The following is a 22,410-nucleotide window of genomic DNA, read 5'->3' as shown; positions in this document are numbered from 1 at the left end:
TCTAAAATCAAACTATCCATTTTTAGAAGGAGTCATGATGAAATCCTCTGCATCCCTTACCTCGCCCGCCAGGGCCCTTGCCTCGGCTCCCGAGCGCCAGGCCTTCCTGCTGCTGCGGACGGTCTTTACGGTCGCCCCGGTGCTGTTCGGGCTGGACAAATTCACCAACCTGCTCACCGACTGGACCATCTATTTGGCGCCTGTGGTTACAGATGTTGTGCCGCTGCCGGCGCAGACCATCATGTACGTCGTTGGCGTGGTGGAGATCGCCGCCGGCCTGGCGGTGGCACTGAAGCCGCGGTTCGGTTCGCTGCTCGTGGCGGTCTGGCTCCTCGGAATCATCGTCAACCTCATCATCCTGGGCAATTTTTACGACGTGGCCCTGCGCGACTTCGGCCTGCTGGTCGGGGCTCTGGCCCTGAACCGGCTCTCGCAGCCCAAGCAGGGGTGAACGGTTCCGGGCGGCCTTGCGCCGACGGCGGTCTCAGTCGGACGGAGGGACGACGGCGATCCGCGCCTCGGCCTCGGACCGTGCCGCAGCAAGGGTTCCGGCGTCGGGACAGGAAACGGAGAGGTACACCGAGGAGTCCGGCTTGCTGAACAGCCGGGCGTAGATCGCGGTGGCCCTGCCGCCGGACCGTTCGCCGCCCTTGAACACGAGCACCTCGACCGCCGGGGCGGGCCCGCCGGGTTCTCCGCCCCAGCGCAGGGCCGCCGGTTCCAGGTAGGCCGGAAGGATGCTGGCGTCCAAGTACTGGAAGAGGGCCTCCGTGGATGCCCTGTCGTCCCCGGAGACGGCAAGGGCTGATTGGTTGGTCCGCACCTTCGCGGAGACCACACAGCCGTCGTCCTTCACATATTCGCTCGCGCCGGCCAGGTTCACCTTGACGGGCTTCCATCCCGGCGCGTCACGCAGCCCGTCGGACAGCTGGATGGGCACCCCGGCGGCCAGGTTCCCGCCGGCGGTGAACGGCATGTCCTTCGCAGCGACGGCGGCCGCGTCGTGGCCGGGCGTGATCGTGGGGGTGGCGAGGGTCGGGGCCGCCGGCGCCGCCTTGGGGGCGGAGGGGTCCGGGATGCCGACGCTGCAGCCCGCAAGCGCCGCAGCCACGGCACCCGCCAGGAAGGCAAGGCTCCCCCGGAGGGCCATGCGGGAACCGCCGCCAGTGCCAGTGACGGCCGTTGCCGCGGCCCCGGATTCCAGCCTGTTGTCCATGCCCCCGCCCCAATGTCGCCATGCCCGTTCGCTTTTCCGGCCGGGCCTCCGCACGATTCTAGACTCCCGCCACGACGAGGCCCTTCCCCTGCGCCCTGCGGTTACGGGCTACGCCAGGACACGTACCGCCCCGGGAACCACCTCGATGGTGAGGGGCAAGGGACCGATCCGTTCCCCGTCGGCGTACGCCACCACGTTGTCCGCCGACAGCTCGACTTTGTGGACCCGTCGGATGTGCACTGCCGGATGGCCGAGGTGGCCGCCGGAAAACACCTTCGGAAAGACCTTCAGCAGGCCTGTCCGGGAGAGCCTGCTGACAATGAAGAGGTCCAGGAAGCCATCGTCGAGCACAGCGTCGGGAGTGACCTTCATACCGCCGCCGATCGACTGGCCGTTGGCAACGGAAATCAGCATCGCGTCCTGCTGCCAGGTCGCGCCGTCGGCCGTCACGGTGTAGTCGATGGCCTGAAACGAGGCGAGCTCGCGGAGCATGGCCAGGTGGTAGCGCGCCTTGCCGCGGGGCCACCGCCAGGCGTTGGCCCGTTCATTGACGGCCGCGTCGAACCCGGCGGACACCACACCGGCGAACCAGCGGGACGCCCCTCCGGAGGAGGCACGTCCGGCGTCGATCAGCCGCCCGCCGGAGTCCAGGGCCGCGAGCACCGTCGCGCAGGCGGCGGGGATGTCGTGGGCCGGCACGCCGAGCGCCCGCGCCATATCGTTCCCGGTCCCGGTCGGGACTATCCCGAGCGGGACCGTCCCGAAGGGCATGCCCGATCCGGCGAGCGCATTGACGCCGAGGTGGACCATTCCGTCACCGCCCACCACAACCAGGGCGTCCACGCCTGTGGCCAGCGCCTTGTCCACGGACGCTGCCAGCGCGGCGTAGCTGTCCTCGAAAAGGAGCAGAACGTCGGCCCCGGCCGCCTCGAAGAGCGCAGCCGCCTCGCTGCCGGCATGCAGCCCGCGGCCAAAGGATGCCCGCGGGTTGACGGCAACGGCGATAAGCATGCGCTGAATTATGCCAGCCGCCGGGAACCTTCCGTGCCGGTATGCGCGTTCTTCCCCTAGCCGGTTAAACTGGCCAGGCCGGACGTCCAGGCTGTGCTGGCACCATCGAGGCAAAGGATTCTTGCTTGACGCAGGGCAACAGCTCGCATTACCAGGTCCTCCGGATCCCCGTGACGGCGACGGACAAGGAAATCAAGGTGGCCTACCGCAAGGCCGCCCGCACCGCGCACCCGGATCATGGCGGCGACCCGGCTGCCTTCCGGCGCGTCACCCTCGCCTACGAGACGTTGATCGATGCCAAGAGCCGGGCCGACTACGACCGCTCCTACGGCAGCAGCCGCGGCGCCTACACCGGCCCGCCTGCCGACGAAGGGGCCCACTTTGACGCCCCGGCTGCCGGCAGCCGCGCGTCGGCGAATGTCCGGCGTCCCAACACCCCCCGGAACACGGCCTCCGACGCGCCGGTCTACGTCCCGCCCTTCGAGCAGTACGCCGGGACCGGTGAGGTGCCGTTGATCCCGGAGGACCTGGCCGTACAGCAGGTCCACGGGCTGCCCCGCAAGCGGGGCATCTTCGGCGCTGAGGCAAGGATCCAGCGGGAAATGCGGACGGTGCAGCTCATCAGCCGGCAGGTCCTCCCCGCCATCCCGGCCGCCCGGCTCATCAACGGGCTGCAGTCGCCGGCGGACAACAGCCACATCGACCACGTGGTGCTCTCCGGCTACCGCATGGCGGTCATCGGCTCCATGCTGCTGCCGCCCGGCGCCTACGCCTGGAACGGCACCGCCCTGACACACGGCGGCCGGTCCATCGCCCCGCCCCAGCTGGCCCACGTGGTGCGCCGGATGCAGGACATCTTTCCGGAACTCAACGTCACCGGCTGGACCGTGGTCCACAGCACCGACGGAAACCTGCACGAACCGGTGATCGACCGGCACCGCCGTTCCGGCACCCACGAGACCGTCCAGGTGGTCAATGCCGCCGGGCTGGCGCGCGGTCTCAAGCAGTTCCTGGGCTCCGGCCCGGCCCCCAACACCGTCATCGTTCCCGTGCTTGCCCGGCTGCTGCGCGGGATGCACTAGCAGGCTCGCTAGGATGGGACGGTGTTCCGCATCCTCTTCCATACCCCAGAAATTCCCGGCAATACGGGCAACGCGATCCGGCTGGCCGCTATCACCGGCGCCGAGTTGCACCTGGTCGAGCCCCTGGGCTTCGATTTCTCCGACGCGAAGCTGCGGCGGGCCGGCCTCGACTACCACGACCTCGCCGTCGTGAGCGTCCACCGGGACATCGACGCGGCCTGGGCGGCCCTCGCACCGGAGCGCGTCTTCGCCTTCACTTCCGACGGCGAGGCGTCCTACACGGACATTAGTTACCGTCCCGGTGACGTGCTCATGTTCGGCCGGGAATCCGTGGGTCTGCCCGAAGACCTCAAACACGATCCCCATGTCACGTCCCGTGTCCGTTTGCCGATGCTGCCCTCCTTACGTTCGCTGAACCTCGCGAACGCAGCCTCGATCGCCGTCTACGAGGCCTGGCGCCAGAACGGATTCGACGGCGCCAAGCTCTAGCACCTGCAAATTCGTCCCGCGCTCCGCCCATCCGGGTCCCGCGCTGCCCCGAATCACCTGTGAAGCCCAGTTAAACCAACGGGAGCCGGGGGCGGGGAAAGGAGCGAGGAGCGGCAGGTGACAACAGTGCAGGTAGACAGGTGTACCGACCGTCGGTTTGCGGGCGGCCACGCCCCCCGAAGAGAACATCCTGGCCCGCGATCGCCGGCAGGCACCTTATGCTTGAAGGTGATGGAAACTCCCAACGCCCCGAACCCCGAGGCCACCGCTCCCCCGGGCACTTCAGCCGATGTGAACCGGAGGCTCGGCGCATTGCTGGAACAGATTGCCCGCGGTGACCAGGCAGCCTTCGCAGAGTTCTATGAGCTCACGTCCCGGCGCGTGTTCGGCATGGCCCGGCGGGTCCTGATCGACGTGGAACTCAGCGAGGACACCACCCAGGAGGTCTTCCTCCAGGTCTGGCAGAACGCCGCCAAGTTCAATCCCGAGGCGGGGAGCCCGCTCGCCTGGCTGATGACCATCTCGCACCGCAGGGCCGTGGACAAGGTCCGTTCCTCCCAGTCGTCCACCGACCGGGAAGCGAAATACGGCGCCAGCAGCCAGGACATCGACCACGATTCCGTCTCCGATGAGGTCGGCAGCCGGCTTGAGGCCGAGGCTGTGGTCCGTTGCCTGGAGACGCTCACCGATACACAACAGGAGTCCGTGCGGCTTGCCTACTACGGCGGCCTCACCTACCGGGAAGTCGCAGAGAAGCTCAATGCTGCGGTGCCCACCATCAAGTCCCGCATCCGCGACGGACTAATCCGGCTGAAGACCTGTCTGGGGGTGAGTTGAGATGACTGACATGAACGCACACAACAACGGCCGCGTCCCCGCTGGCTTTGCAGCCGAGATCGCCACCGACCTTTCCTCAGGCCGCGCGGCGGACCTCGCCGAGCTGTACGCCCTGAACGCCGTGGACGGCGCCGAGCGTGCCGCTATCGAGGAGTACCTCGCCTCGGCCCCGGCGGCCGAGCGCGCAGCCTTCGACGAGCGCGTCCGGCAGGCCCGCGAGACGCTTGCCACCACCTTCACGGCCGAGGAAGAGCCGCCCTCGGGCCTGCTGGACCGGATCATGGCTTCCCTGCCCGCCCAGGACACGGCAGCCGTGGCAGGCACGCACTCGGGACAGGAGCCGACGGCGGTCCCGCCGGTCGTGGCCCGGCCCGTCCGGGAGACGACGGAGCTCTCCGTCACCGACGAACTCGGCGCCGCCCGCAAGCGCCGGGACGAACGACGCCGGCCGCAGGGCATGCGCAACTGGCTCGTCGGCATCGCTGCCGCAGCCATCATCGCCTTGGGCGGAGTCGGCGTCGGCGCCTACGTTGCGAACCAGAACGATCCGCTGAACCAGGTGCTGCAGGCCGGCGACGTGCGGCAGGCGACGGTCAACGTCACCGGCGGCGGCACGGCCACCGTGTCCGTCTCGCCGTCGAAGGACGCAATCGTCGTCAAGATGAACGACGTCCCGGCACCTCCGCCCGGCAAGGTCTACCAGATGTGGCTGATCCCCAAGGACGGCTCGGCTCCGGTGTCCCAGGGGCTCATGGATGCGGAAGCGCTGTCCAAGCCGGCCGTCGTCAAGGGCATCAGCTCCGCGGCAGCCCTCGGCATCACGGTGGAACCGACGGGTGGCTCGGCCTCGCCGACCATGCCCACCGTGGCGGCCGCCACCCTGGGCGCGTAGCGTCCGGACTCCGCTCGAACACAGCCGGGCCCGAAAACAGCCCCGCACAAACAAAGCCGCGCAGGCCCTGAACCCTCCAAAGGTTCAAGGCCTGCGCGGCTTTTGTCGTTTGTCGCGGGCTACGGCCGGACGGTGTCGAGGTGGAGCCGGTCGATGATCTCCTGCGCTTCCTCCGAGGGTGCCGAGCTGACGCTCAGCGTGATGGAGTTTTCCTCAGGCGTGGGGGCTTCGAGCGCCTCGAACTGCGATTCAAGCAGGGCCGCGGGCATAAAGTGCCCGTGCCGGGTCGCCAGCCGGTCCGAGATCCGGTCCCTGCTGCCGTCGAGGAAGACGAACACCACGCCTTCGCCGCGCAGCACATCCCGGTAGCGCTTCTTGAGCGCCGAGCAGGTGACGATGCCGGGGGTGCCGGTCGCGGTGTGCTGCTGGATCCATCCGGCGATGCTTTCCAGCCAGGGCCAGCGGTCCTCGTCGGTCAGGGGCTGGCCGGCGTGCATCTTCGCCACATTCGATGCGGGGTGCAGATCATCGCCCTCCGCAAAGTCCCAGCCCAGCCGGCCGGCCAGCAGGCCGGCCACGGTTGACTTTCCCGATCCCGAGACGCCCATGATGACGAGTACGGGGTGCTGCGCAGTCTTCGCCATTAAAGTCTGCCTTCCTCAATAAATATGATTTAAACAGCTTCCAGCTTATGGGAGAGGGGCCGCAGGGGGCAACACTAGAAGCCGGCGATTGTCCCCGCGCCGTTGACTGCTACCACGTGGAACGCCTCGGCACTGCGGCCGGCTGGGAGCCCGCCGCGCTCTGCGGTACGGACCATCAACCCGCGGACGGTGCGGTCCATGGCCTCGATGTCGGGGTGCTGGCTGACATGGATGTGGATCGCGGCGAGTTTGGCCTCGACGTGGTCCGTGACGTCGACGACGTGGTTTTCGCGTTCCTCCGGTCCGGCGAAGAGCCACAGCCACGGCAGCTTGTAGGCGTCCAGCCCGGCCTCGGCCAGCTCCGGGTACGCAAACGGGTTCTCCAGGGCCGGATACACGGCCCGGGTCACCGCCTCGCCCACGGCGAGGTGATCAGGATGGCTCTTCTGGAGCCGGTTCCAGTTCCGTTCGGGGTGCATCGAGAGCACGACGTCGGGCCGGAGCTGCCGGATCAGGCGCACCACTTCGCGGATCACTTCGTGCGAGGGTTCGAGGTAGCCGTCGCGCTCATGCAGGTAGTGGATGTCGGTCACCCCGACGAGGGCCGCGGCGCGGCGCTGCTCCTCGTTCCGCAGCCGGACGATCTCGTCCCGCTGCGCCGGGTCGAAGCCTCCGGCGTCGCCGTCGGTCATGATGCAGTAGCTGACCTCGACGCCGGCGGCGGTCCAGGCGGCGATCGTGCCGGCGGCGCCGAAGTCGACGTCGTCCGGGTGGGCGGTGAAACAAACCACCCGCCCGATCCGGTGGTGCTCCGGATCGAACGGGCTTTGCGCCTGTGTGGCGGAGGTGTTCAAGGATTCAGCCCCTGCGCTTCTTGATTTCTTCGGTGGCCTGCGGCAGGACCTGGAAGAGGTCCCCCACGATGCCGAAGTCGGCGATCTCAAAGACCGGTGACTCGGCATCCTTGTTGACGGCAACGATCACCTTGGCGGTCTGCATGCCGGCTTTCTGCTGGATGGCCCCCGAGATGCCTGCGGAGATGTACAGCTGGGGCGACACGGTTTTCCCGGTCTGGCCGATCTGGGCGTCGTGGCCGATCCAGCCGGCGTCCGTTGCCGCGCGGGAGGCGCCGATGGCCGCGCCCAGGGCGTCTGCCAGGTCCTCGACGGGCCCGAAGTTGCCGTCCACGCCGCGGCCGCCGGCCACCACGATCCGGGCCTCGGAGAGGTCGGGGCGGCCGCTGGCGGCCTTCTCGGTGCGGGAGGTGATCCGTGCCGAAGCCGCGGCGGCAGTCTCCGGCACCTCGACGGTGACGGTTGCCGGCGCCGTGCCGGTGACGGCGGGCTCCGGAGTGACGCTGTTGGATTTGACGGTCAGGACGGCGACCGGAGTCGTGGCCTTCGCCGTGGTGGTGTAGGAACCGGCCAGCACGGACTTGTGCGCCGTTCCGTCCGTGTCCACGGCAACGACGTCGGTGATGACGCCGGCGCCGAGCTTGATGCCCAGCCGCGCCGCGATTTCCTTGGCCTCCGCCGAGTTCTCGGTCAGGACGACGGTGGCATCCGCGGTCAGCACCGCGGCGGAAAGGTAGGAGGCCTTGGGACCGACAAGGTAGTCGTCGAGGTCCGCCGAGGAGGGCCGGTACAGCGTTTGGACGCCGTACGCGGCCAGGGTGGCCGCGACGTCCTCGTGCAGGTCGCCGTTGAGCGCGACCGCAGGCTCACCCAGGGAACGGGCAATGGTGAGCAGCTCCAGGCTGGCCTTCTTCAGGGCCTGCCCGGGGGTGTCAATGAATACCAGTACTTTTGCCATATCTGAGAATCCCCTTAGAGCAGCTTCTGGGCGGCCAGGAAGTCAACCAGCTTGATGCCGGCGTCGCCCTCGTCGGTGATGATGGTGCCCGCGGTGCGCGCCGGGCGCGCCTCTGCGGAGTCGACGGCGGTCCAGGAGCCGGCCCGTCCGACCTGCGCGGGGTCGACGCCGATGTCGGCCAGGGCCAGCGTGGTGATGGTTTTCTTCTTCGCCGCCATGATGCCCTTGAAGTTCGGGTACCGGGGGTCATTGATCTGGTCTGTGACCGAGACGAGGGCAGGCAGCGTCGCCTCGACGGTATCGGCGTGGGTGTCGCCGTCGCGGCGGGCGGTGAGCCGGGCGCCGTCGAGTTCCAGCGAAGACGCGAACGTGACCTGCGGCAGGTCCAGGCGCTCGGCGAGCTGGGCCGGCACCAGGGAGGTCTCGCCGTCGGTGGAGGCCATGCCGGTGAGGATGAGGTCGGCGGGGGTGTCCGCGCCGAGGTGGCGGATGGCTGCGGCCAGGGCCAGGGACGTGGCGGCGGCGTCGGATCCGGCCAGCGCGTCGTCGGTGAGGTGGACGCCTTCGCTGGCGCCAATCTGCAGGGACTTCTTCACGGCGTTGACCGCGCCGGCGGGGCCCATGCTCAGGGCGATTACCTTGTTGCCGGCGGCCTCCCCGCCGCGGGCCTCGATCAGCTGCAGCGCGGCCTCGAGGGCGTATTCGTCCAGTTCGGAGAGGATGCTTTCGGAGCGGTCCGTCGTGTTGCCCTCGCCGGTGAGGTGCCGGTCGAACTGAGTGTCAGGGACGTGCTTGACCAGCACGATGATCTTCAAGGTCTCTTCCACTGTGTTTACAGCAGCCTTCCATGCGGGTGGACAGCCAGCCGGGAGGGGTCGTGGCCACGGAACTCCCGGTGTGCGGGGTTTCTCCTAGCTAACCATATCGGGGGCGGCTGGCGCGGCTTGGGTTAACGCCTGTGTCAGGGCACAACGGGGCACAGCAGAACGCAGTACGCCGAAGGCCGGACCGCTCCTTTTGGAGCGGCCCGGCCTTCGGATTTGAACGCTGTGCGCTGCTGCCCGTTACTGTTCGGCGGCCGTGCCGAGGGTCACATTAAGCTGCTGCTCCTTGCCGTCGCGGAGGACGGTGACCTTTACCGTCGCTCCGGCGGGCTGCTCCCGCACCGCGGCCGTCAGCTGGTTCGGGTCGCTGATGGCGAGGTCCTGGAACTTCGTCACGACATCTCCGACCTTGACGCCTGCCTTCTCTGCGGCGGAGCCGGGCTCGACCGTGGCGACCTCTGCCCCGACGGAGAACCCGGAACCCGAGGAACTCGCGGTCTTCTGCTTCACGCTCACGCCGAACTGGCCGTGGGTGGCCTTGCCGGTGCTGATGATCTCCTGGGCGACGCGTTTGGCGTGGTTGATCGGGATGCTGAAGCCGACGCCGATGTTTCCGCTGCTTGAAGAGTCGCCGCCGGCCGAGGCGATGGCGACGTTCACGCCGATGATCTCACCCTTGGTGTTGACGAGGGCGCCGCCGGAGTTGCCGGGGTTGATGGCGGCGTCCGTCTGGATCACGTTGATGGAGATGCTTCCCTGGTTGGCGGTGCTCTGGCCCTGCCCGCCGTCCGGCGGTGCGAACTGGAAGCCCTGGCCGCCGCCCTGGGAGTTGTCGGCGCCTTGCTTGGGAGCGGCCGAGGAGGCAACGCTGATGGTGCGGTTCAGGGTCGACACGATGCCGTCGGTGACGGTCCCGGTGAGGCCGAGGGGTGAGCCGATCGCGACGGCGGTGTCGCCGACGTTCAGCTTGCCGGAATCGCCCAGGACTGCCGGGACGAGCCCGGAGCCGTTCTGGATCTTGACTACCGCGAGGTCGGACAGCGGATCCGTGCCGACGATCTCGGCGCTGTAGACCTTGCCGTCACTCATGCGGACTTCGATCGCGGCGTTGGCCGCCGTGCCGTCGAGGGTGACGACGTGGGTGTTGGTAAGGACGTGGCCTTCACCATCAAGGATGATGCCGGAGCCGGTGCCGCCCTCGCTGCCGTTCGTTGCCTTGATGGTCACGACGCTGGGCGTGGCCTTCACTGCGGCCGCGGTGATGGCGTTCACGTCTTCCCTGTTGTTCACGATGACGGGGCCGGCCTGGCTGCTGTTGCTGGAACCCGTGGACGTGACAGCCTGGTCCCCCAGCAGTTGCGTGGTCCCGGCGACGACTCCGCCGCCGACGAGGCCGGCGGCAAGAATGCTGGCCACGAGGGTGGGAACACCGAACGCGGCCTTGCGCTTCGGGGCGTGGGCCGGGTTGGAGGCGTAGGGGGAACCGGGCTGGTTGCCGTCAAAGCCGCCGTGCTGCGGCTGGCCGAAGGAAGCCTGGTTGTGCTGGGCGTTCGCGTACTGGCTGTGCGGCTGCTGGGACTGTCCGAAGGCGGAGCTCCCGGCTGCCTGGCCGTAGCCGGGGGTGTGCTGAGGGTTCGGCTGGTCCGTCGCAGGGCCCTGCTGGGCGTATCCCTGCGGTGCCCCGAACTGCTGGGTTTCCGGTGCCGGGGGGCGGCCGTAAGACGGCTGGTGCTGCGGGTAAACCGGCTGCGGGGGGTTGTCCGCGGCCCGGTCCATCCGAAGGGTCGGATTCTCGTGCGCTGAGTCCGGCGCGGGGGCAGCCTGCGGGTGCCCTGAAGGGCCCTCGTTCGGCGTGGCCGGCTCCCGGTTCTCTGGTGAAGCGCCCTGCGCTGGGTTCTCAGTCATAAGACTTCCTTTCATCCTCGTCTTCATTAACTATGGACGATTTCACTGAGACTAGGGCACACGTTTGCTGGGAGGTTGCTGTGCATCCGGACGGGGCCACTTCCCGGGCCTTCCCGACGGGGCCGTCACCCGTTCAGCGCTTTTCGCTGGTGGCATATTCCCGCCGGTGGACGGCCTATTGGGTGCACCATAGAATCAAATGGAATCGCCACAGCGACCTGCGGCTTTACATCTGCGTGGGGGCGCTGCTGCATTCTGTGACGACCGGTTCGGCCCGAACTGGTCGCAGAAGTGCTGAAGGGTTGCACATGCGGTCTACCTATAAACGTCTCCTCGCCGTTCTTGGCGTCGTCGGACTGCTGGCGCTTCCCGCCGCTCCGGCCCTCGCCGAAGATCCGGTGACGCTCGACCCCGTCACGAAGGTCGTGGACTCCGCCGGAGTCCTGGGCGACCGGAGGGGCGAAGTCGAACAGGCCATCAAGCAGCTCGGCACCGACCACGCGATGACCTACCACGTCGTCTACGTGAAGAAGTTCGAGAACCCCACCGACCGCGTTGCCTGGGCTACTGAGGTGGCGAAGAAAGCAAGCCTCGGCGCCAACGCCATGCTGCTGACGGTTGCCACAGACACCCGCCAGTACCAGTTGAGCAAGCCGTCCAACAGCAAGATCACGGAGGCCCAGCGCGCCACCATCGTGGAAAGTGCGGTTGATCCGAACCTGCGCGAAGGGAACTACGCACAGGCCGCCATCGACAGCGCCGCGGCCATCGGCGACGCCGCCGGCGGCGGCAAGGGCACCGTCCCGTCCGAGGGCGGCGCGGGCAGCGCCGTGCTGGTCGGCGTGGGCGTCGTTGCAGCGGGCGGCGCAGGCGCCTACCTCTATCTCCGCAACCGGCGGAAGAAAGCCGCAGCCGGGTCGGGAGCCGGCGCCGGAGCGCAGGGCGCCGAGCTGGATCCGCTCGCCGGACTCACCGTTGAGGAATTGCGCCGCAAGAGCGGCTCACTGCTGATCGAGGCTGACGACGCCATCAAATCCAGCGAGCAGGAGCTCGGCTTCGCGCAGGCACAGTACGGCGACGCCGCCGTCGGGAACTTCACGAAGGCTTTGGAGGACGCCAAGGGCCACATGTCCGAGTCCTTCAAACTGCAGCAGCAGCTGGATGACCACATCCCCGATACCGAGGAGCAGCAGCGGACCTGGCTCGGCGAGATCATCCGCCGATCCGAGGCAGCGCTCGGCTCCCTGCAGGAGCAGAAGGCGGACTTCGATTCACTCCGCGAGCTCGAGAAGAACGCCCCTCAGGCTCTTGCCGCGGTCAGCGCCGGTGCAAGCGAGGCGGAAGCCAAGATCGCCAGCGCAGAGCAGTCGCTCGCCGAGCTGCGCGCCAAGTACGCCGAGAGCGCGCTTGTGCAGGTCGGCGACAACATCAACCAGGCCAAGGAACGGCTGGCCTTCGTGCAGAACGCCTCCGTCACGGCCCAGGAGAAGCTCAGCGCCGGTGAAGGCAGCCTCGCCGCCGTCGCCGTACGGGCGGCCGAAGAGAGCCTGCACCAGACGAACGTGCTGATCGGCGCAATCACCAAGGTCGCAGGCAACCTCGATGAGGCCCGCAACGGCCTTGAGTCCGCCGTCGTCGACACGTCCCAGGATCTGGCCCAGGCCAAGGCCCTCATCCAGTCCGGAGCGCACCCGGAACTTGCCGGCCCGGTCGCCGCGGTGGAAGCCTCGCTGGCACGGGTCAAGGCCGACATCCAGGCCGGCAAGATCGATCCGATCGCTACTTTGGAGCGGGTCGCGACGGCGCACCAGTCCCTGGATGAGGCCCTGTCCGGCATCCGCGACCAGCAGGACCAGGCCCGCCGCGCGCAGGCCTCGCTGCAGCAGAGCATCATGTCTGCGCAGGCGCAGATCAGCGCGACCTCGGACTACATCACCGCCCGCCGCGGCGGCGTGGGCACCGAAGCCCGGACCCGTCTCGCCGAGGCCCAGCGGAACCTTGACTACGCGCTGTCGATCTCGCGCACCGACCCTGTCACCGCCCTGCAGTACGCCCAGCAGGCGCACGCACTGGCGGCGCAGGCAGCGCAGCTGGCCCAATCCGACGTCGACCACTTCGGCGGCTACGCCAACCAGGGCTACGGCCGTGGCGGGATGTTCGGCGGCGGCGGTGGCGGCGGCCTGGGTGGCGCCATCCTGGGCGGCATCCTGATCAACTCCATCCTGCATGGCGGCGGTGGTGGCGGCGGCTGGGGCGGCGGCGGCGATTCCGGCGGCGGCTGGGGCGGCGGCGGTGACGCCGGCGGCGGCTGGGGCGGGGACTTCGGCGGCGGCGGCGACTTCTAGCAAGCCGCCACCGGCCGCACATGCGGCAGACACAGACTAGGCGCCAGGGGGAACGCTCCGAACGGCGGATAGAAGCAGTACGTACATAGTTCACCGAATTCAGTGGGAACCACTGAGCAGGACGAAAGGTATCACCATGAAGCAGTCCATTTTCGGCCGCATGGCGCAGCTGGCGAAGGCCAACATCAACTCCCTGCTGGATCAGGCCGAGGACCCGCAGAAAATGCTGGACCAGATGGTCCGGGACTACACCAACAACATCGCCGAAGCCGAGGCCGCGGTGGCCCAGACCATCGGCAACCTGCGCATGCTCCAGGATGATTACAACGAAGACATCCGGAACGCCAAGGACTGGGGCAACAAGGCCCTCGCAGCCTCCCGCAAGGCCGACGAGTACCGCGCCAAGGGCGACGTCACCGACGCCGAGAAGTTCGACAACCTGGCCAAGGTGGCGCTGCAGCGCCAGATGTCCGCGGAGAATGAGGCGAAGTCCGCCGAGCCGAGCATCGCCTCGCAGTCCGAGGTCGTGGACAAGCTCAAGCACGGCCTGGACCAGATGAAGGGCAAGCTCAACGAGCTCACCAGCAAGCGCAACGAGCTGGTGGCGCGGTCCAAGACCGCGGCTGCCCAGTCCCAGGTGCACGATGCCCTCAAGAGCATCGACTTCATGGATCCCACGTCCGAGGTGGGCCGCTTCGAAGAGAAGATCCGCCGCGAGGAGGCCAAGGTCCGCGGCCAGCAGGAACTTGCCGCGTCCAGCCTGGACGCACAGTTCAACTCGCTGGAGGACCTCGGCGAGCAGACCGAGATCGAGGCGCGGCTTGCCGCGCTGAAGTCCGGCAGCTCCCCCGCGGCCATCGGCGCCGGCGAGGGCCGGGCAGCCGGCTCGACGGTCGACGAAGCCGACTTCGACAAGCTCTAAGCACTTCCCCGGCGGGCTTCCGCCGGACTGTTGGCACCGGATATCTGCAGAGGCCGGACCCGTACCGTCGGTGGACGGTCACCGGGCCCGGCCTCTGCTGTGTCCTGCCGCGCCGGCCCCGTGCCTTGCACCTCGGTTGCGCGTGTACCGTTGATCCATGTCTTCGGGATCCTTGTCTTCGACCCTTGTCTGGCTCCGCGACGACCTCCGGCTGGACGACAACCCCGCCCTGAGCGAGGCGGCTTCACTGGGACAGCCGCTGACCGTGGTGTACATCCTCGACGAATCCTCCCCCGGTGTACGTCCCCTCGGCGGCGCCACGAAATGGTGGCTGCACCACTCCCTGGCGGACCTCGCCGCCGGCCTGGAGGCCGCAGGATCACGCCTGCTGCTGCGCCGCGGCGAGGCCGCGGGCATCATCCGTGAACTCGCCGTAGAAACGGGGGCCTCGACGCTGCTGTGGAACCGCCGTTACGGGGGCCCGGAACGCGAGGTGGACGCCGGCGTCAAAGCCTGGGCCGCTGAACAGGGCCTCACTGCTTCCAGCTTCCAGGCGAACCTGATGTTTGAGCCGTGGACGGTGCGGACCGGGGCGGGCGGGCCGTACAAGGTCTTCACGCCCTTCTGGCGGGCCTGCCTGGATGCTCCGGAGCCCCGTCTCCCCCTGGACGCCCCGGAGCGCCTCCCGGCGCCGGCTGTGGGCGCGGAGGGAAGCCTCCCCTCCGGCGACGACCTCGACAGCTGGGGGCTGCTCCCCCGCACGCCGGACTGGAGTGCCGGCCTCGCGGACACCTGGCAGCCCGGGGAAGCCGGGGCTCACGAGCGGCTTGAGGACTTCCTCGACGGCCCAGCGGAGGACTACGGCACCGGCCGGGACACCCCGGGCGTCGAAGGGACCAGCCGGCTCTCCCCCCATCTGCGGTTCGGCGAAATCAGCCCGTTCCGGATCTGGCACACACTGCGCGAACGCTTCGGGCCCGCGGCGCCGTCCGACGTCGGGATCTTCCGGTCCGAACTCGGCTGGCGGGAATTCTGCTGGCAGCTGCTGTACGAGAACCCGGAGCTGGCCACGCGCAACTACCGGCCCGAGTTTGACCGCTTCGCCTGGCAGACGCCGTCGGACGCCGACCTCGGGGCCTGGCAGCAGGGCCGCACCGGCTATCCCCTGGTCGACGCCGGCATGCGACAGCTCTGGCAGACCGGCTGGATGCACAACCGGGTCCGGATGGCCGCCGCGAGTTTCCTGGTCAAGAACCTCCTGGCCGACTGGCGGCTCGGCGAGGCCTGGTTCTGGGACACGCTCGTGGACGCCGACGCCGCGAGCAACCCCGCGAACTGGCAGTGGGTGGCCGGGTCAGGCGCCGACGCCTCGCCCTACTTCCGGATCTTCAATCCGGTCACCCAGAGCAAGAAGTTCGACGCCGGTGCCCGCTACCTGCGCGAGTACCTCCCGGAGCTGTCCGGGCTGGACGACAAGACGATCCACGAACCGTGGAAGGCCAACGGTGCGGCTGCGGACTACCCGGACCCGATGGTCGGGCTCCCGGAGTCCCGGGCCCGGGCGTTGGAGACGTACCAGCGGCTCAAGGACGCCTGAGGCGCTCTCCGCCTGCCCGGCCGCAGCTGCGGACACGACCGCTCGCCGTCCGGAGCACCTTGGAAGCGATTCCGGCTCGTGGGATCGACCTCCGCGGCGTGTCCGTGTCAAGGTGCCCCCGGTCCGCAGCGGGGCGAGACCAGCGGCGCCCGGGTCCGGTGGCTCAGGGTCCCTGCAGGACCCAGGGAATCCGGGGCAACAAGAAAGGCCCGGATCACCAGATCCGGGCCTTTCTTTTCTTCTTCAGTTGCGGGGACAGGATTTGAACCTGTGACCTCTGGGTTATGAGCCCAGCGAGCTACCGAACTGCTCCACCCCGCGTCGCTTGATCAACACTACCCTACTTTTGGCGCCATCCGAGCCACGGGCCGGACCACCAATCTGCCGGCGGCCCGCGGCACCCGGTGCCGGCTTAAAGCAGAAGGTCCGGGACACTGTTTCCAGTGTTCCGGACCTTCTCTTCAGTTGCGGGGACAGGATTTGAACCTGTGACCTCTGGGTTATGAGCCCAGCGAGCTACCGAACTGCTCCACCCCGCGTCGCAAGATCAACTCTACCTGCCGGTGAACATGAGGCCAAATCGAGGTGGCGTGATGTGCGTCTCCCGGCGCGCACCTTGGCGCCGTCGGCCGCGACACAGGGCGGTCCGGGAAAGCCGAAGGCCGGGTTCCCGCCCCAGAGGAGCGCGGACCCGGCCTTCAACCATGTCTCCTTAGCCGTGCATCAGCTGCTGGGCGTCGGGGCCGGGGTGGGCGCCGGCGTCGTGGCATCCGGTGCCGGAGTGGCCGCCGGTGCGGTAGCCGGTGTTGCCGCCGCGATCTTGGCTTCGGCGTCAATGGCCCGCTGCAGGGCCGCCGAGAGCTTCCGCTGCTCCTCGCCGTAGGCGGCGAAGTCGCCCCTCGCGAGGGCCTCCTGGCCGGCCTTGATGGCGGCGTTCGCCTCGTCCAGGGCTGCCTTGAGCTCCGCCTTGGCGTCGGTGCTGCCCGGTGCAGACGGGGTGCCGCCCGGCGCTGGCGCGGCGGGCGTGCGCCCGTTGTTGGCCGAGTCGCCGGCGCTCGCCCCCGACGCACCGCCGAACAACTGGTTCAGGGCCTCATCCAGCGTGGGCGCGAAACCGATCTTGTCACCAAATGCCACCAGGACGCGCTGCAGCGTGGGGTACGAGGTTTCACCCGTGGACCGCAGGTAGACCGGCTGGACGTAGGCCATGCCGCCGCCAACCGGCAGTGTCAGCAGGTTGCCGTTGAGCACTGCCGACGCACCCTGGCGCAGCAGGTTCAGCGCCTGCGAGACCGTGGGGTCGGAGTTGAACTTGTTCTGCGCCTGGCCGGGGCCGGGGACGTTGGTCTCCGGCGGGATCTGCAGGAGCCTGAGCTGGCCGTAGCTCTCTGCCTTTACGCCCTTCTCCTTGCCGGCATCGGAGTCTGCGGCCAGGAAGCCGTAGAGCACGTTGCGGGCGTTTCCGTTGACCACCTGCGGAATGAAGGAGGAGGTCAGCTGGAAGGCCGGCTTGTCCTGGTCAGGCATTTTCAAGGACATGTAGTACGGGGGCTGCTTGACGTCGCTCTGGACGGTCGGATCGTTCGGCACGCTCCAGGCGTCGTTGTTCGTGTAGAAGTTGTCCGCCTGGGTCACGTGGTAGCGGCCCAGAAGTTCCCGCTGGACCTTGAACAGGTCCTCCGGGTAGCGGACGTGGCTCATGAGCGCCCCGGACATTTCCGAGAACGGCTTGAGCGAGGTCGGGAAGATGTTCTGCCATGCCTTCAGCACCGGGTCCTGATCGTCCCAGGCATACAGGGTCACCTTTCCGTCGTAGGCGTCCACAGTGGCCTTCACCGAGTTGCGGATGTAGTTGACGGAGGTGTTCGGCAGGGAGGCAGTCCGCCCCGCCGTCGTCTGCGAGTCAGCCGTGGCCTCGGACAGCTGCTCCTGCTGGGAGTACGGGTAGTACTGGCTGGTGGTGTAGCCGTCCACGATCCACTTCACCCTGCCGTCGACGACGGCGGGGTAGGCGTTGCCGTCCACGGTGAGGTACGGGGCAACCTTTTCGACGCGCTCCCGGGGGTTGCGGTCGTAAAGGATCTGCGACTCGGCGTTCACACCGTCGGAGAGCAGCAGGTCCGAGGACTGGAACTTGATCGAGTAGAGGACCTTGTTGAAGAAGCTGCCCACGTTCGGGCCGCCGTCGCCGGTGAAGGTGTACTGCGTTTCGCCGCCGCCTTCCTTGGCGGCAGGACGGTCCTGCTCGCGGTTCGGGGCGCCGTCGGGGGCTCCGACGATTGAGTAGTCGGGCGAGTTTTCGCCGAAGTAGACCCGCGGCTGGTAGGTCGAGTCATCGCCGAGAACGCCGGTGGACGGGATTCCGGCCTGCAGGAATTCGGGCTTGCCGTCGACGGTAAATTTGTTGCCCTTCGCGGCGACGACGCCGTAGCCGTGGGTGTAGACGACGTGGCGGTTCAGCCAGGACTGCTGGTTGGCGCTCAGCCCGTCCGGGTTGAGCTCGCGGACCGCAATGACAGTGTCCTGGATCTTCCCGTCAATCTCGTACCGGTCCACGTTCAGTGCGCTGGGGAACTGGTAGTAGGGGCGGTACTGCTCGAGCTGGGAGAACGCATCCGAGATCAGGTTGGGGTCCAGCAGCCGGATGTTGGCCGTAGTCTGCGCGTCGGGAGCCAGAGCGCCCGTGGTGGCGTCGGTGGTGGCGTTGTACACCGTCTCCTGGATCTTATCCAGGCCGTAGGCGGAGCGGGTCATGTTGATGTTCCGCTCGATGTACTGCTTCTCGAGCGTCTGCTCCGAGGGGCGGACCTGGAACTGCTGGATCACCCAGGGGTAGACGCCGCCGGCCAGGATGGAGGTGATGACCAGCATGGCGGTGCCGATGACGGGGAGCCGCCATTTGCCGATCACTGCGGCGACGACGAACAACACGGCGACGAGGATCGCGGCCACGGCCAGGATGGATTTGGTGGGAATGACGGCGTTCACGTCCGTGTACAGCGCACCGGCCCAGCGGCCGCCGCTGTTCTGGACGGACGCGTAGCGGTCCAGCCAGAAGTTGGCGCCCAGCAGGAGCAGGAAGGCGGCACCGGTGACGGCGAGATGGATCTGCGCCGCACGGCTGGTGAAGATGCCGCGTTCCATGATCCGGATGCTGCCGTAGAGGTAGTGCGTCAGGATGCCGGCGACGCCGGCGACGATCGTGACGCTGATCAGGAAACCGGTGACGAAGCCCAGGAACGGCAGGGTCATCAGGTAGAAGCTGATGTCGAGCCCGAACTGCGGATCGTTCTGGTTGAAAGGTTCCTGGTTCAGGAACAACAGCACCCTCTGCCATTGGCTGGCGGCGGCGCTTCCGGCGAACAGTCCGAAGAGGATGGGCAGGCCGATCATGACGACGCGGCGGACCGGTTCAAGCTGCACCTGGTAGCGGTTCAGGTTGTCGCGGATGTCCGAGTCCGGTGCGTACACCGGACGCGCATGGTAGGCGATGCGGATGGCGAAGAAGACGGCGGCGAACATGACGGCGAAGCCGGTCAGGAAGATGACGATGCGTGCCAGGTTCTCGGTCAGGAAGACTTCGAAGAAGCCCAACTGCTGGTACCAGAGGACGTCCGTCCAGACATTGGCGAAGAAGATGAAGCCGACCACGATCAAGGCCACCACAATCAACGTCGGCGTCAGTGCGCCTCGTCGTTGCTGGGGTCTTCCGGGCGGGACAGTGCTGGCGGGACGGGACAAACTCGGTACCTCATAGCTGGTCGTCAGTTACTGGTTTTTAGTTATCAGTGCGGTGCTTCGATGCGGCAACCCAGGTTGCCGCGCCGTGCCTGCCGCCGGCAACGCCCGGAGGGGGCGGCGGAGCCGTCATATGTGCCACGAGTGGCAGCGGATCTTAGTTCCGCGGCCAGTCTAGTTGGTGGAGCAAACCGGAAGACCAGATGTGTCGGCCCCTGACGCGGCCAGTTCGACCGCTTTCCGCGCTTCGGCCAGAGTCTCGACCCGAACCACCTGCAGTCCGTCCGGGATATGGCCGACGACGTCGTCGCAGTTTGCGGCCGGGGCGAGGAACAGGGTGGCGCCGCCGGACCGTGCGCCGTGCATTTTTTGGCTGATGCCGCCGATCGGGCCAACGGCTCCGTCGGGGGTAATGGTTCCGGTTCCCGCGATGTGCTTGCCGCCGGTCATATCGCCGGGAGTAACGGTGTCCACAATGCCCAGGGCGAACATCATCCCGGCGCTGGGACCGCCGACCTTCTCGAGGGAGATCTTGACGTCGAAGGGGAACTTGAACTGGTACTGCAGCATGACGCCGAGGATGAACCGCCCGGCCGGGGTCTTCGACGGCGTGATGTTTGCCGTCACATTGCTGCCGCCCCGGTCGACGACGACGTCCACCGGGGCGCCGTTTCCGGCGGCCAGTTCGGCCTGGACGACGCTCAGCGCGGTGGCCGGCTTGCCGTTGACGGAGACCAGCACGTCGTTTTCCTGGAGTTTGCCCGCGGAGGCGGAGCCCTCCGGGATACCTGCGACCTGCATTTTCTGCTCGAACGGAATGCCCAGTTCCTTGAGGGCGGAGGCCACGGCGTTCTCCTGCGAGGTGGTCATCGCCACAGCGCTCTCCTGCTGGGACTGTTCCTTCGTGACACCGGTGGGGAAAACGAGTTCCTCCGGGTAGACGGCCTTGGCGCCGTTAAGCCAGGCCGAGAGCGCCTCAACGACAGTCACCGGCCCGTTGGGGCCGCCGTCGACGTAGACGGTGGTGAGGTCCAGGTTGCCTTGCGCCGGGAACGTCTCATGGCCGGTGACATTGATGACCGGTTTGCCGTTGTCACTGCCGAGCGTGTTGAACGTCGGGCCGGGTGATTCCACGACATAGGGGACGGGCAGGCTCAAGGCCGTGATGCCCAGGGCCAATGTGAGCAGCCCCGACACCAGCATGGCTGATGAGCGCTTGTCCGGCTTCCCCGCGGAACGCGGTCCGGAGAGGAGCGATCGTCTACCCCGGGACTGGCCGGCGGCCGGCTCACTGGCCGGCTGCTCACCCTGCGTAATTGTCAATGAAGGACCTCTCCGTGCCGGCGCCCGGGGAACCTGCGGATCCCCTGGTCAGCGCACCGCGTCCGCAGCCTGTGCCGCGGCTGCCGCCTGCAAATATTCCAGTGTCTAACACTACGCGCTCGGCTGCCTGCCGGGCTCTTTGCCGACAGCGAACGTGGCGGGGTTTCAGCAGACAGCCCGCTGGCAGCGGGGTACCGTGAACGTGAGAAGCAGCCACACCGACGATCGGCGGGATCATGACCTCCAACCCACTTAATCCGTCCAATGGCGACGAGGAACCCCAGGATCCGCTGGCAGAAATGTTGAAGAACCTGATGGGCGGCCAGGGCATGGGGAACATTGACCCTGCGGAACTGGCCAAGGCCGCGGGGCTTCCGGACGACCCGAACCTCCTCGCCCAGATGTTCTCCCAGGTCCAGGCCATGATGAGCGCCCCGTCGGATGGCCCCGTCAACTGGCAACTGGCGCACGAGAACGCCCGGCGCGTTGCCGCCAGCGGCTCCGACCCGTCCGTCACGGCGCAGCAGTCGCGGGAAGTCGACGAGGCCTTGAGGCTCGCCGAACTGTGGCTTGACCAGGTCACCGGACTGCCGGCCACCGGGCTGATCGGCCGCGCCTGGTCCCGGGCCGAGTGGGTTGAAGAAACTCTCGGCACCTGGAAACGCCTGACCGAGCCGGTAGCCAACAGCATCGCGAATGCCCTGTCCGCCGCCATGACCGAGCAGATGCCGGAGGAAATGAAGTCCATGATGGGCGGCGCCTCTTCAATGCTGCAGAACATGGGCGGGGCGATCTTCGGCATGCAGCTGGGCCAGGCCATCGGCGCCTTGTCGGCAGAGGTTGTCAGCTCCACGGATATCGGGGTCCCGCTCGCCGACCTTGAAATGGCATTGCTGCCCTCCAACGTGGCCAAGTTTGGCGAGGGCCTCAGCCTGCCGGAGAACGACATCCGGTTGTTCCTGGCAGTCCGTGAAGCAGCCCACGCCCGGCTCTTCGTCCAGGTTCCCTGGTTGCGGGGGCACCTCCTCGGCGCGATCGAAGCATACGCCCGCGGCATCCACATCGATACGTCCAAGATCGAGGAGCTCGCCCGCGAACTGGATCCTGGCAACCCGGAGGGCATCCAGGAGGCCCTGTCGCAGGGCGTCTTTATGCCGCAGCGCACCCCCGCGCAGGAGCAGGCCCTCGAGAAGCTTGAGACCGCCCTTGCCCTGGTGGAGGGCTGGGTTGATGAACTGAGCTGGGCCGCCACCGAAAAGATGCTGCCCTCGGCTGCCGCGCTGCGCGAGACGGTGCGGCGCCGCCGCGCCACCGGAGGACCGGCCGAACACGCCTTCTCCTCCCTCGTGGGACTGGAGCTGCGGCCGCGCCGGCTCCGGGAGGCCGCCGCGCTGTGGGCCTCGCTCAAGGACGAACGCGGTGTCGACGGCCGCGACGCAATCTGGCACCACCCGGACCTGTTGCCCACCGCCGAAGACCTGGAAGACCCGAAGGGTTTCAGCGAACGCCGGAAGCTTGCCGAGGCCAGCGACTCCGAGGTTGACGACGCGCTGCAGAAGCTGCTGAGCGGCGGATTCGATGAGCCCGAGGACGCGGGGACGGCCGGGGAAGACACCGATGGTGCAGGGGAATCAGGGAAACCCGGTGACGCCGGTGAAGAGTCCGGCGAGGCCGGAACCGGCGACACTGCCGGCAACGGCGAGAACCCCAAGTCCTAGCTGAATACCCGCTGGCCCCGGCCGGAACTTCGGTTCCTGCCGGGGCTTTTCCGTG

Annotated in this window: 18 protein-coding genes and 2 tRNA genes; 9 read left to right on the top strand and 11 right to left on the bottom strand. The window is 67.7% G+C overall.

Features of this window, described 5'->3' with window-relative positions; all coding sequences use genetic code 11:
- Positions 1-37 precede the first annotated feature (37 nt).
- Complete coding sequence (locus AC1DF4_RS02905; protein WP_476911626.1) at positions 38-451, top strand: hypothetical protein; 414 nt, start codon at positions 38-40, stop codon at positions 449-451.
- A 33-nt stretch (positions 452-484) separates the two neighbouring features.
- Here AC1DF4_RS02905 and AC1DF4_RS02900 read toward each other — a convergent pair whose 3' ends face one another.
- Together AC1DF4_RS02900 and AC1DF4_RS02895 are read right to left on the bottom strand one after the other, a co-directional pair.
- Complete coding sequence (locus AC1DF4_RS02900) at positions 485-1,216, bottom strand: hypothetical protein (protein WP_476911450.1); 732 nt, start codon at positions 1,214-1,216, stop codon at positions 485-487.
- Positions 1,217-1,324: 108 nt separating this feature from the next.
- Positions 1,325-2,227 (bottom strand): diacylglycerol/lipid kinase family protein, encoded by a 903-nt coding sequence (locus AC1DF4_RS02895; protein WP_476911449.1) that lies wholly within the window; start codon positions 2,225-2,227, stop codon positions 1,325-1,327.
- 125 nt (positions 2,228-2,352) lie between these two features.
- Between AC1DF4_RS02895 and AC1DF4_RS02890 the strand changes: the two genes are divergently transcribed.
- The 4 genes from AC1DF4_RS02890 to AC1DF4_RS02875 all read left to right on the top strand — a co-directional run bounded on the left by AC1DF4_RS02890 (position 2,353) and on the right by AC1DF4_RS02875 (position 5,527).
- Positions 2,353-3,309, top strand: a complete 957-nt coding sequence (locus AC1DF4_RS02890; protein ID WP_476911448.1) for a J domain-containing protein — start codon at positions 2,353-2,355, stop codon at positions 3,307-3,309.
- Positions 3,310-3,330: 21 nt separating this feature from the next.
- Complete coding sequence (locus tag AC1DF4_RS02885) at positions 3,331-3,798, top strand: tRNA (cytidine(34)-2'-O)-methyltransferase (RefSeq protein WP_476911447.1); 468 nt, start codon at positions 3,331-3,333, stop codon at positions 3,796-3,798.
- Between the two features lie 231 nt (positions 3,799-4,029).
- On the top strand, positions 4,030-4,635 hold the full coding sequence (gene sigK / locus AC1DF4_RS02880; protein ID WP_441404539.1) for an ECF RNA polymerase sigma factor SigK: 606 nt from the start codon (positions 4,030-4,032) through the stop codon (positions 4,633-4,635).
- 10 nt (positions 4,636-4,645) lie between these two features.
- Positions 4,646-5,527 (top strand): anti-sigma factor, encoded by an 882-nt coding sequence (locus AC1DF4_RS02875; protein ID WP_476911625.1) that lies wholly within the window; start codon positions 4,646-4,648, stop codon positions 5,525-5,527.
- 119 nt (positions 5,528-5,646) lie between these two features.
- Here AC1DF4_RS02875 and AC1DF4_RS02870 read toward each other — a convergent pair whose 3' ends face one another.
- The 5 genes from AC1DF4_RS02870 to AC1DF4_RS02850 form a co-directional block, all read right to left on the bottom strand.
- A complete protein-coding gene (locus AC1DF4_RS02870; RefSeq protein ID WP_476911446.1) occupies positions 5,647-6,171 on the bottom strand; it encodes a gluconokinase in 525 nt (174 codons plus the stop codon).
- A 74-nt stretch (positions 6,172-6,245) separates the two neighbouring features.
- Entirely contained in the window at positions 6,246-7,025 is a 780-nt protein-coding gene (locus tag AC1DF4_RS02865; protein WP_476911445.1) for a PIG-L deacetylase family protein, read from the bottom strand.
- A 4-nt stretch (positions 7,026-7,029) separates the two neighbouring features.
- Positions 7,030-7,983: an electron transfer flavoprotein subunit alpha/FixB family protein gene (locus AC1DF4_RS02860; RefSeq protein WP_476911444.1), complete on the bottom strand. Its 954-nt coding sequence runs from the start codon at positions 7,981-7,983 to the stop codon at positions 7,030-7,032.
- Between the two features lie 14 nt (positions 7,984-7,997).
- Positions 7,998-8,798 (bottom strand): electron transfer flavoprotein subunit beta/FixA family protein, encoded by an 801-nt coding sequence (locus tag AC1DF4_RS02855; protein ID WP_476911624.1) that lies wholly within the window; start codon positions 8,796-8,798, stop codon positions 7,998-8,000.
- Positions 8,799-9,047: 249 nt separating this feature from the next.
- Complete coding sequence (locus AC1DF4_RS02850; RefSeq protein WP_476911443.1) at positions 9,048-10,712, bottom strand: S1C family serine protease; 1,665 nt, start codon at positions 10,710-10,712, stop codon at positions 9,048-9,050.
- Between the two features lie 308 nt (positions 10,713-11,020).
- On the opposite strand from AC1DF4_RS02850, the gene AC1DF4_RS02845 reads away from it, so the two are divergent.
- From AC1DF4_RS02845 to AC1DF4_RS02835, 3 genes are all read left to right on the top strand, one after another.
- Complete coding sequence (locus AC1DF4_RS02845) at positions 11,021-13,057, top strand: TPM domain-containing protein (protein ID WP_476911442.1); 2,037 nt, start codon at positions 11,021-11,023, stop codon at positions 13,055-13,057.
- A 136-nt stretch (positions 13,058-13,193) separates the two neighbouring features.
- A complete protein-coding gene (locus tag AC1DF4_RS02840; protein WP_476911441.1) occupies positions 13,194-13,979 on the top strand; it encodes a PspA/IM30 family protein in 786 nt (261 codons plus the stop codon).
- A 157-nt stretch (positions 13,980-14,136) separates the two neighbouring features.
- Positions 14,137-15,576: a cryptochrome/photolyase family protein gene (locus AC1DF4_RS02835; protein WP_476911440.1), complete on the top strand. Its 1,440-nt coding sequence runs from the start codon at positions 14,137-14,139 to the stop codon at positions 15,574-15,576.
- Between the two features lie 247 nt (positions 15,577-15,823).
- On the opposite strand, the gene AC1DF4_RS02830 is transcribed toward AC1DF4_RS02835, so the two are convergent.
- The 4 genes from AC1DF4_RS02830 to AC1DF4_RS02815 all read right to left on the bottom strand — a co-directional run bounded on the left by AC1DF4_RS02830 (position 15,824) and on the right by AC1DF4_RS02815 (position 20,637).
- Positions 15,824-15,897: transfer RNA gene (locus AC1DF4_RS02830), tRNA-Met, on the bottom strand.
- Positions 15,898-16,041: 144 nt separating this feature from the next.
- Positions 16,042-16,115, bottom strand: a tRNA-Met gene (locus AC1DF4_RS02825).
- A 184-nt stretch (positions 16,116-16,299) separates the two neighbouring features.
- Positions 16,300-19,317, bottom strand: a complete 3,018-nt coding sequence (locus AC1DF4_RS02820; RefSeq protein ID WP_476911439.1) for a UPF0182 family membrane protein — start codon at positions 19,315-19,317, stop codon at positions 16,300-16,302.
- A gap of 171 nt (positions 19,318-19,488) precedes the next feature.
- Complete coding sequence (locus AC1DF4_RS02815; protein WP_476911438.1) at positions 19,489-20,637, bottom strand: YlbL family protein; 1,149 nt, start codon at positions 20,635-20,637, stop codon at positions 19,489-19,491.
- A 236-nt stretch (positions 20,638-20,873) separates the two neighbouring features.
- Between AC1DF4_RS02815 and AC1DF4_RS02810 the strand changes: the two genes are divergently transcribed.
- Positions 20,874-22,355 carry a zinc-dependent metalloprotease gene (locus tag AC1DF4_RS02810; protein WP_476911437.1) on the top strand — a complete coding sequence of 494 codons (1,482 nt, stop codon included), beginning with the start codon at positions 20,874-20,876 and terminating at the stop codon, positions 22,353-22,355.
- Positions 22,356-22,410 lie beyond the last annotated feature (55 nt).

This window comes from Arthrobacter sp. 05N429 (assembly GCF_056397045.1).
This window is presented reverse-complemented; position numbering and strand designations above follow the sequence as displayed.

Coding starts and splice junctions, on each gene's coding strand:
- AC1DF4_RS02870 (WP_476911446.1), bottom strand. CDS start 6,171: ATGGCGAAGACTGCGCAGCACCCCGTACTCGTCATCATGGGCGTCTCG.
- AC1DF4_RS02900 (WP_476911450.1), bottom strand. CDS start 1,216: ATGGACAACAGGCTGGAATCCGGGGCCGCGGCAACGGCCGTCACTGGC.
- AC1DF4_RS02845 (WP_476911442.1), top strand. CDS start 11,021: ATGCGGTCTACCTATAAACGTCTCCTCGCCGTTCTTGGCGTCGTCGGA.
- AC1DF4_RS02850 (WP_476911443.1), bottom strand. CDS start 10,712: ATGACTGAGAACCCAGCGCAGGGCGCTTCACCAGAGAACCGGGAGCCG.
- sigK (WP_441404539.1), top strand. CDS start 4,030: ATGGAAACTCCCAACGCCCCGAACCCCGAGGCCACCGCTCCCCCGGGC.
- AC1DF4_RS02860 (WP_476911444.1), bottom strand. CDS start 7,983: ATGGCAAAAGTACTGGTATTCATTGACACCCCCGGGCAGGCCCTGAAG.
- AC1DF4_RS02840 (WP_476911441.1), top strand. CDS start 13,194: ATGAAGCAGTCCATTTTCGGCCGCATGGCGCAGCTGGCGAAGGCCAAC.
- AC1DF4_RS02810 (WP_476911437.1), top strand. CDS start 20,874: ATGACCTCCAACCCACTTAATCCGTCCAATGGCGACGAGGAACCCCAG.
- AC1DF4_RS02895 (WP_476911449.1), bottom strand. CDS start 2,227: ATGCTTATCGCCGTTGCCGTCAACCCGCGGGCATCCTTTGGCCGCGGG.
- AC1DF4_RS02875 (WP_476911625.1), top strand. CDS start 4,646: ATGAACGCACACAACAACGGCCGCGTCCCCGCTGGCTTTGCAGCCGAG.
- AC1DF4_RS02835 (WP_476911440.1), top strand. CDS start 14,137: ATGTCTTCGGGATCCTTGTCTTCGACCCTTGTCTGGCTCCGCGACGAC.
- AC1DF4_RS02905 (WP_476911626.1), top strand. CDS start 38: ATGAAATCCTCTGCATCCCTTACCTCGCCCGCCAGGGCCCTTGCCTCG.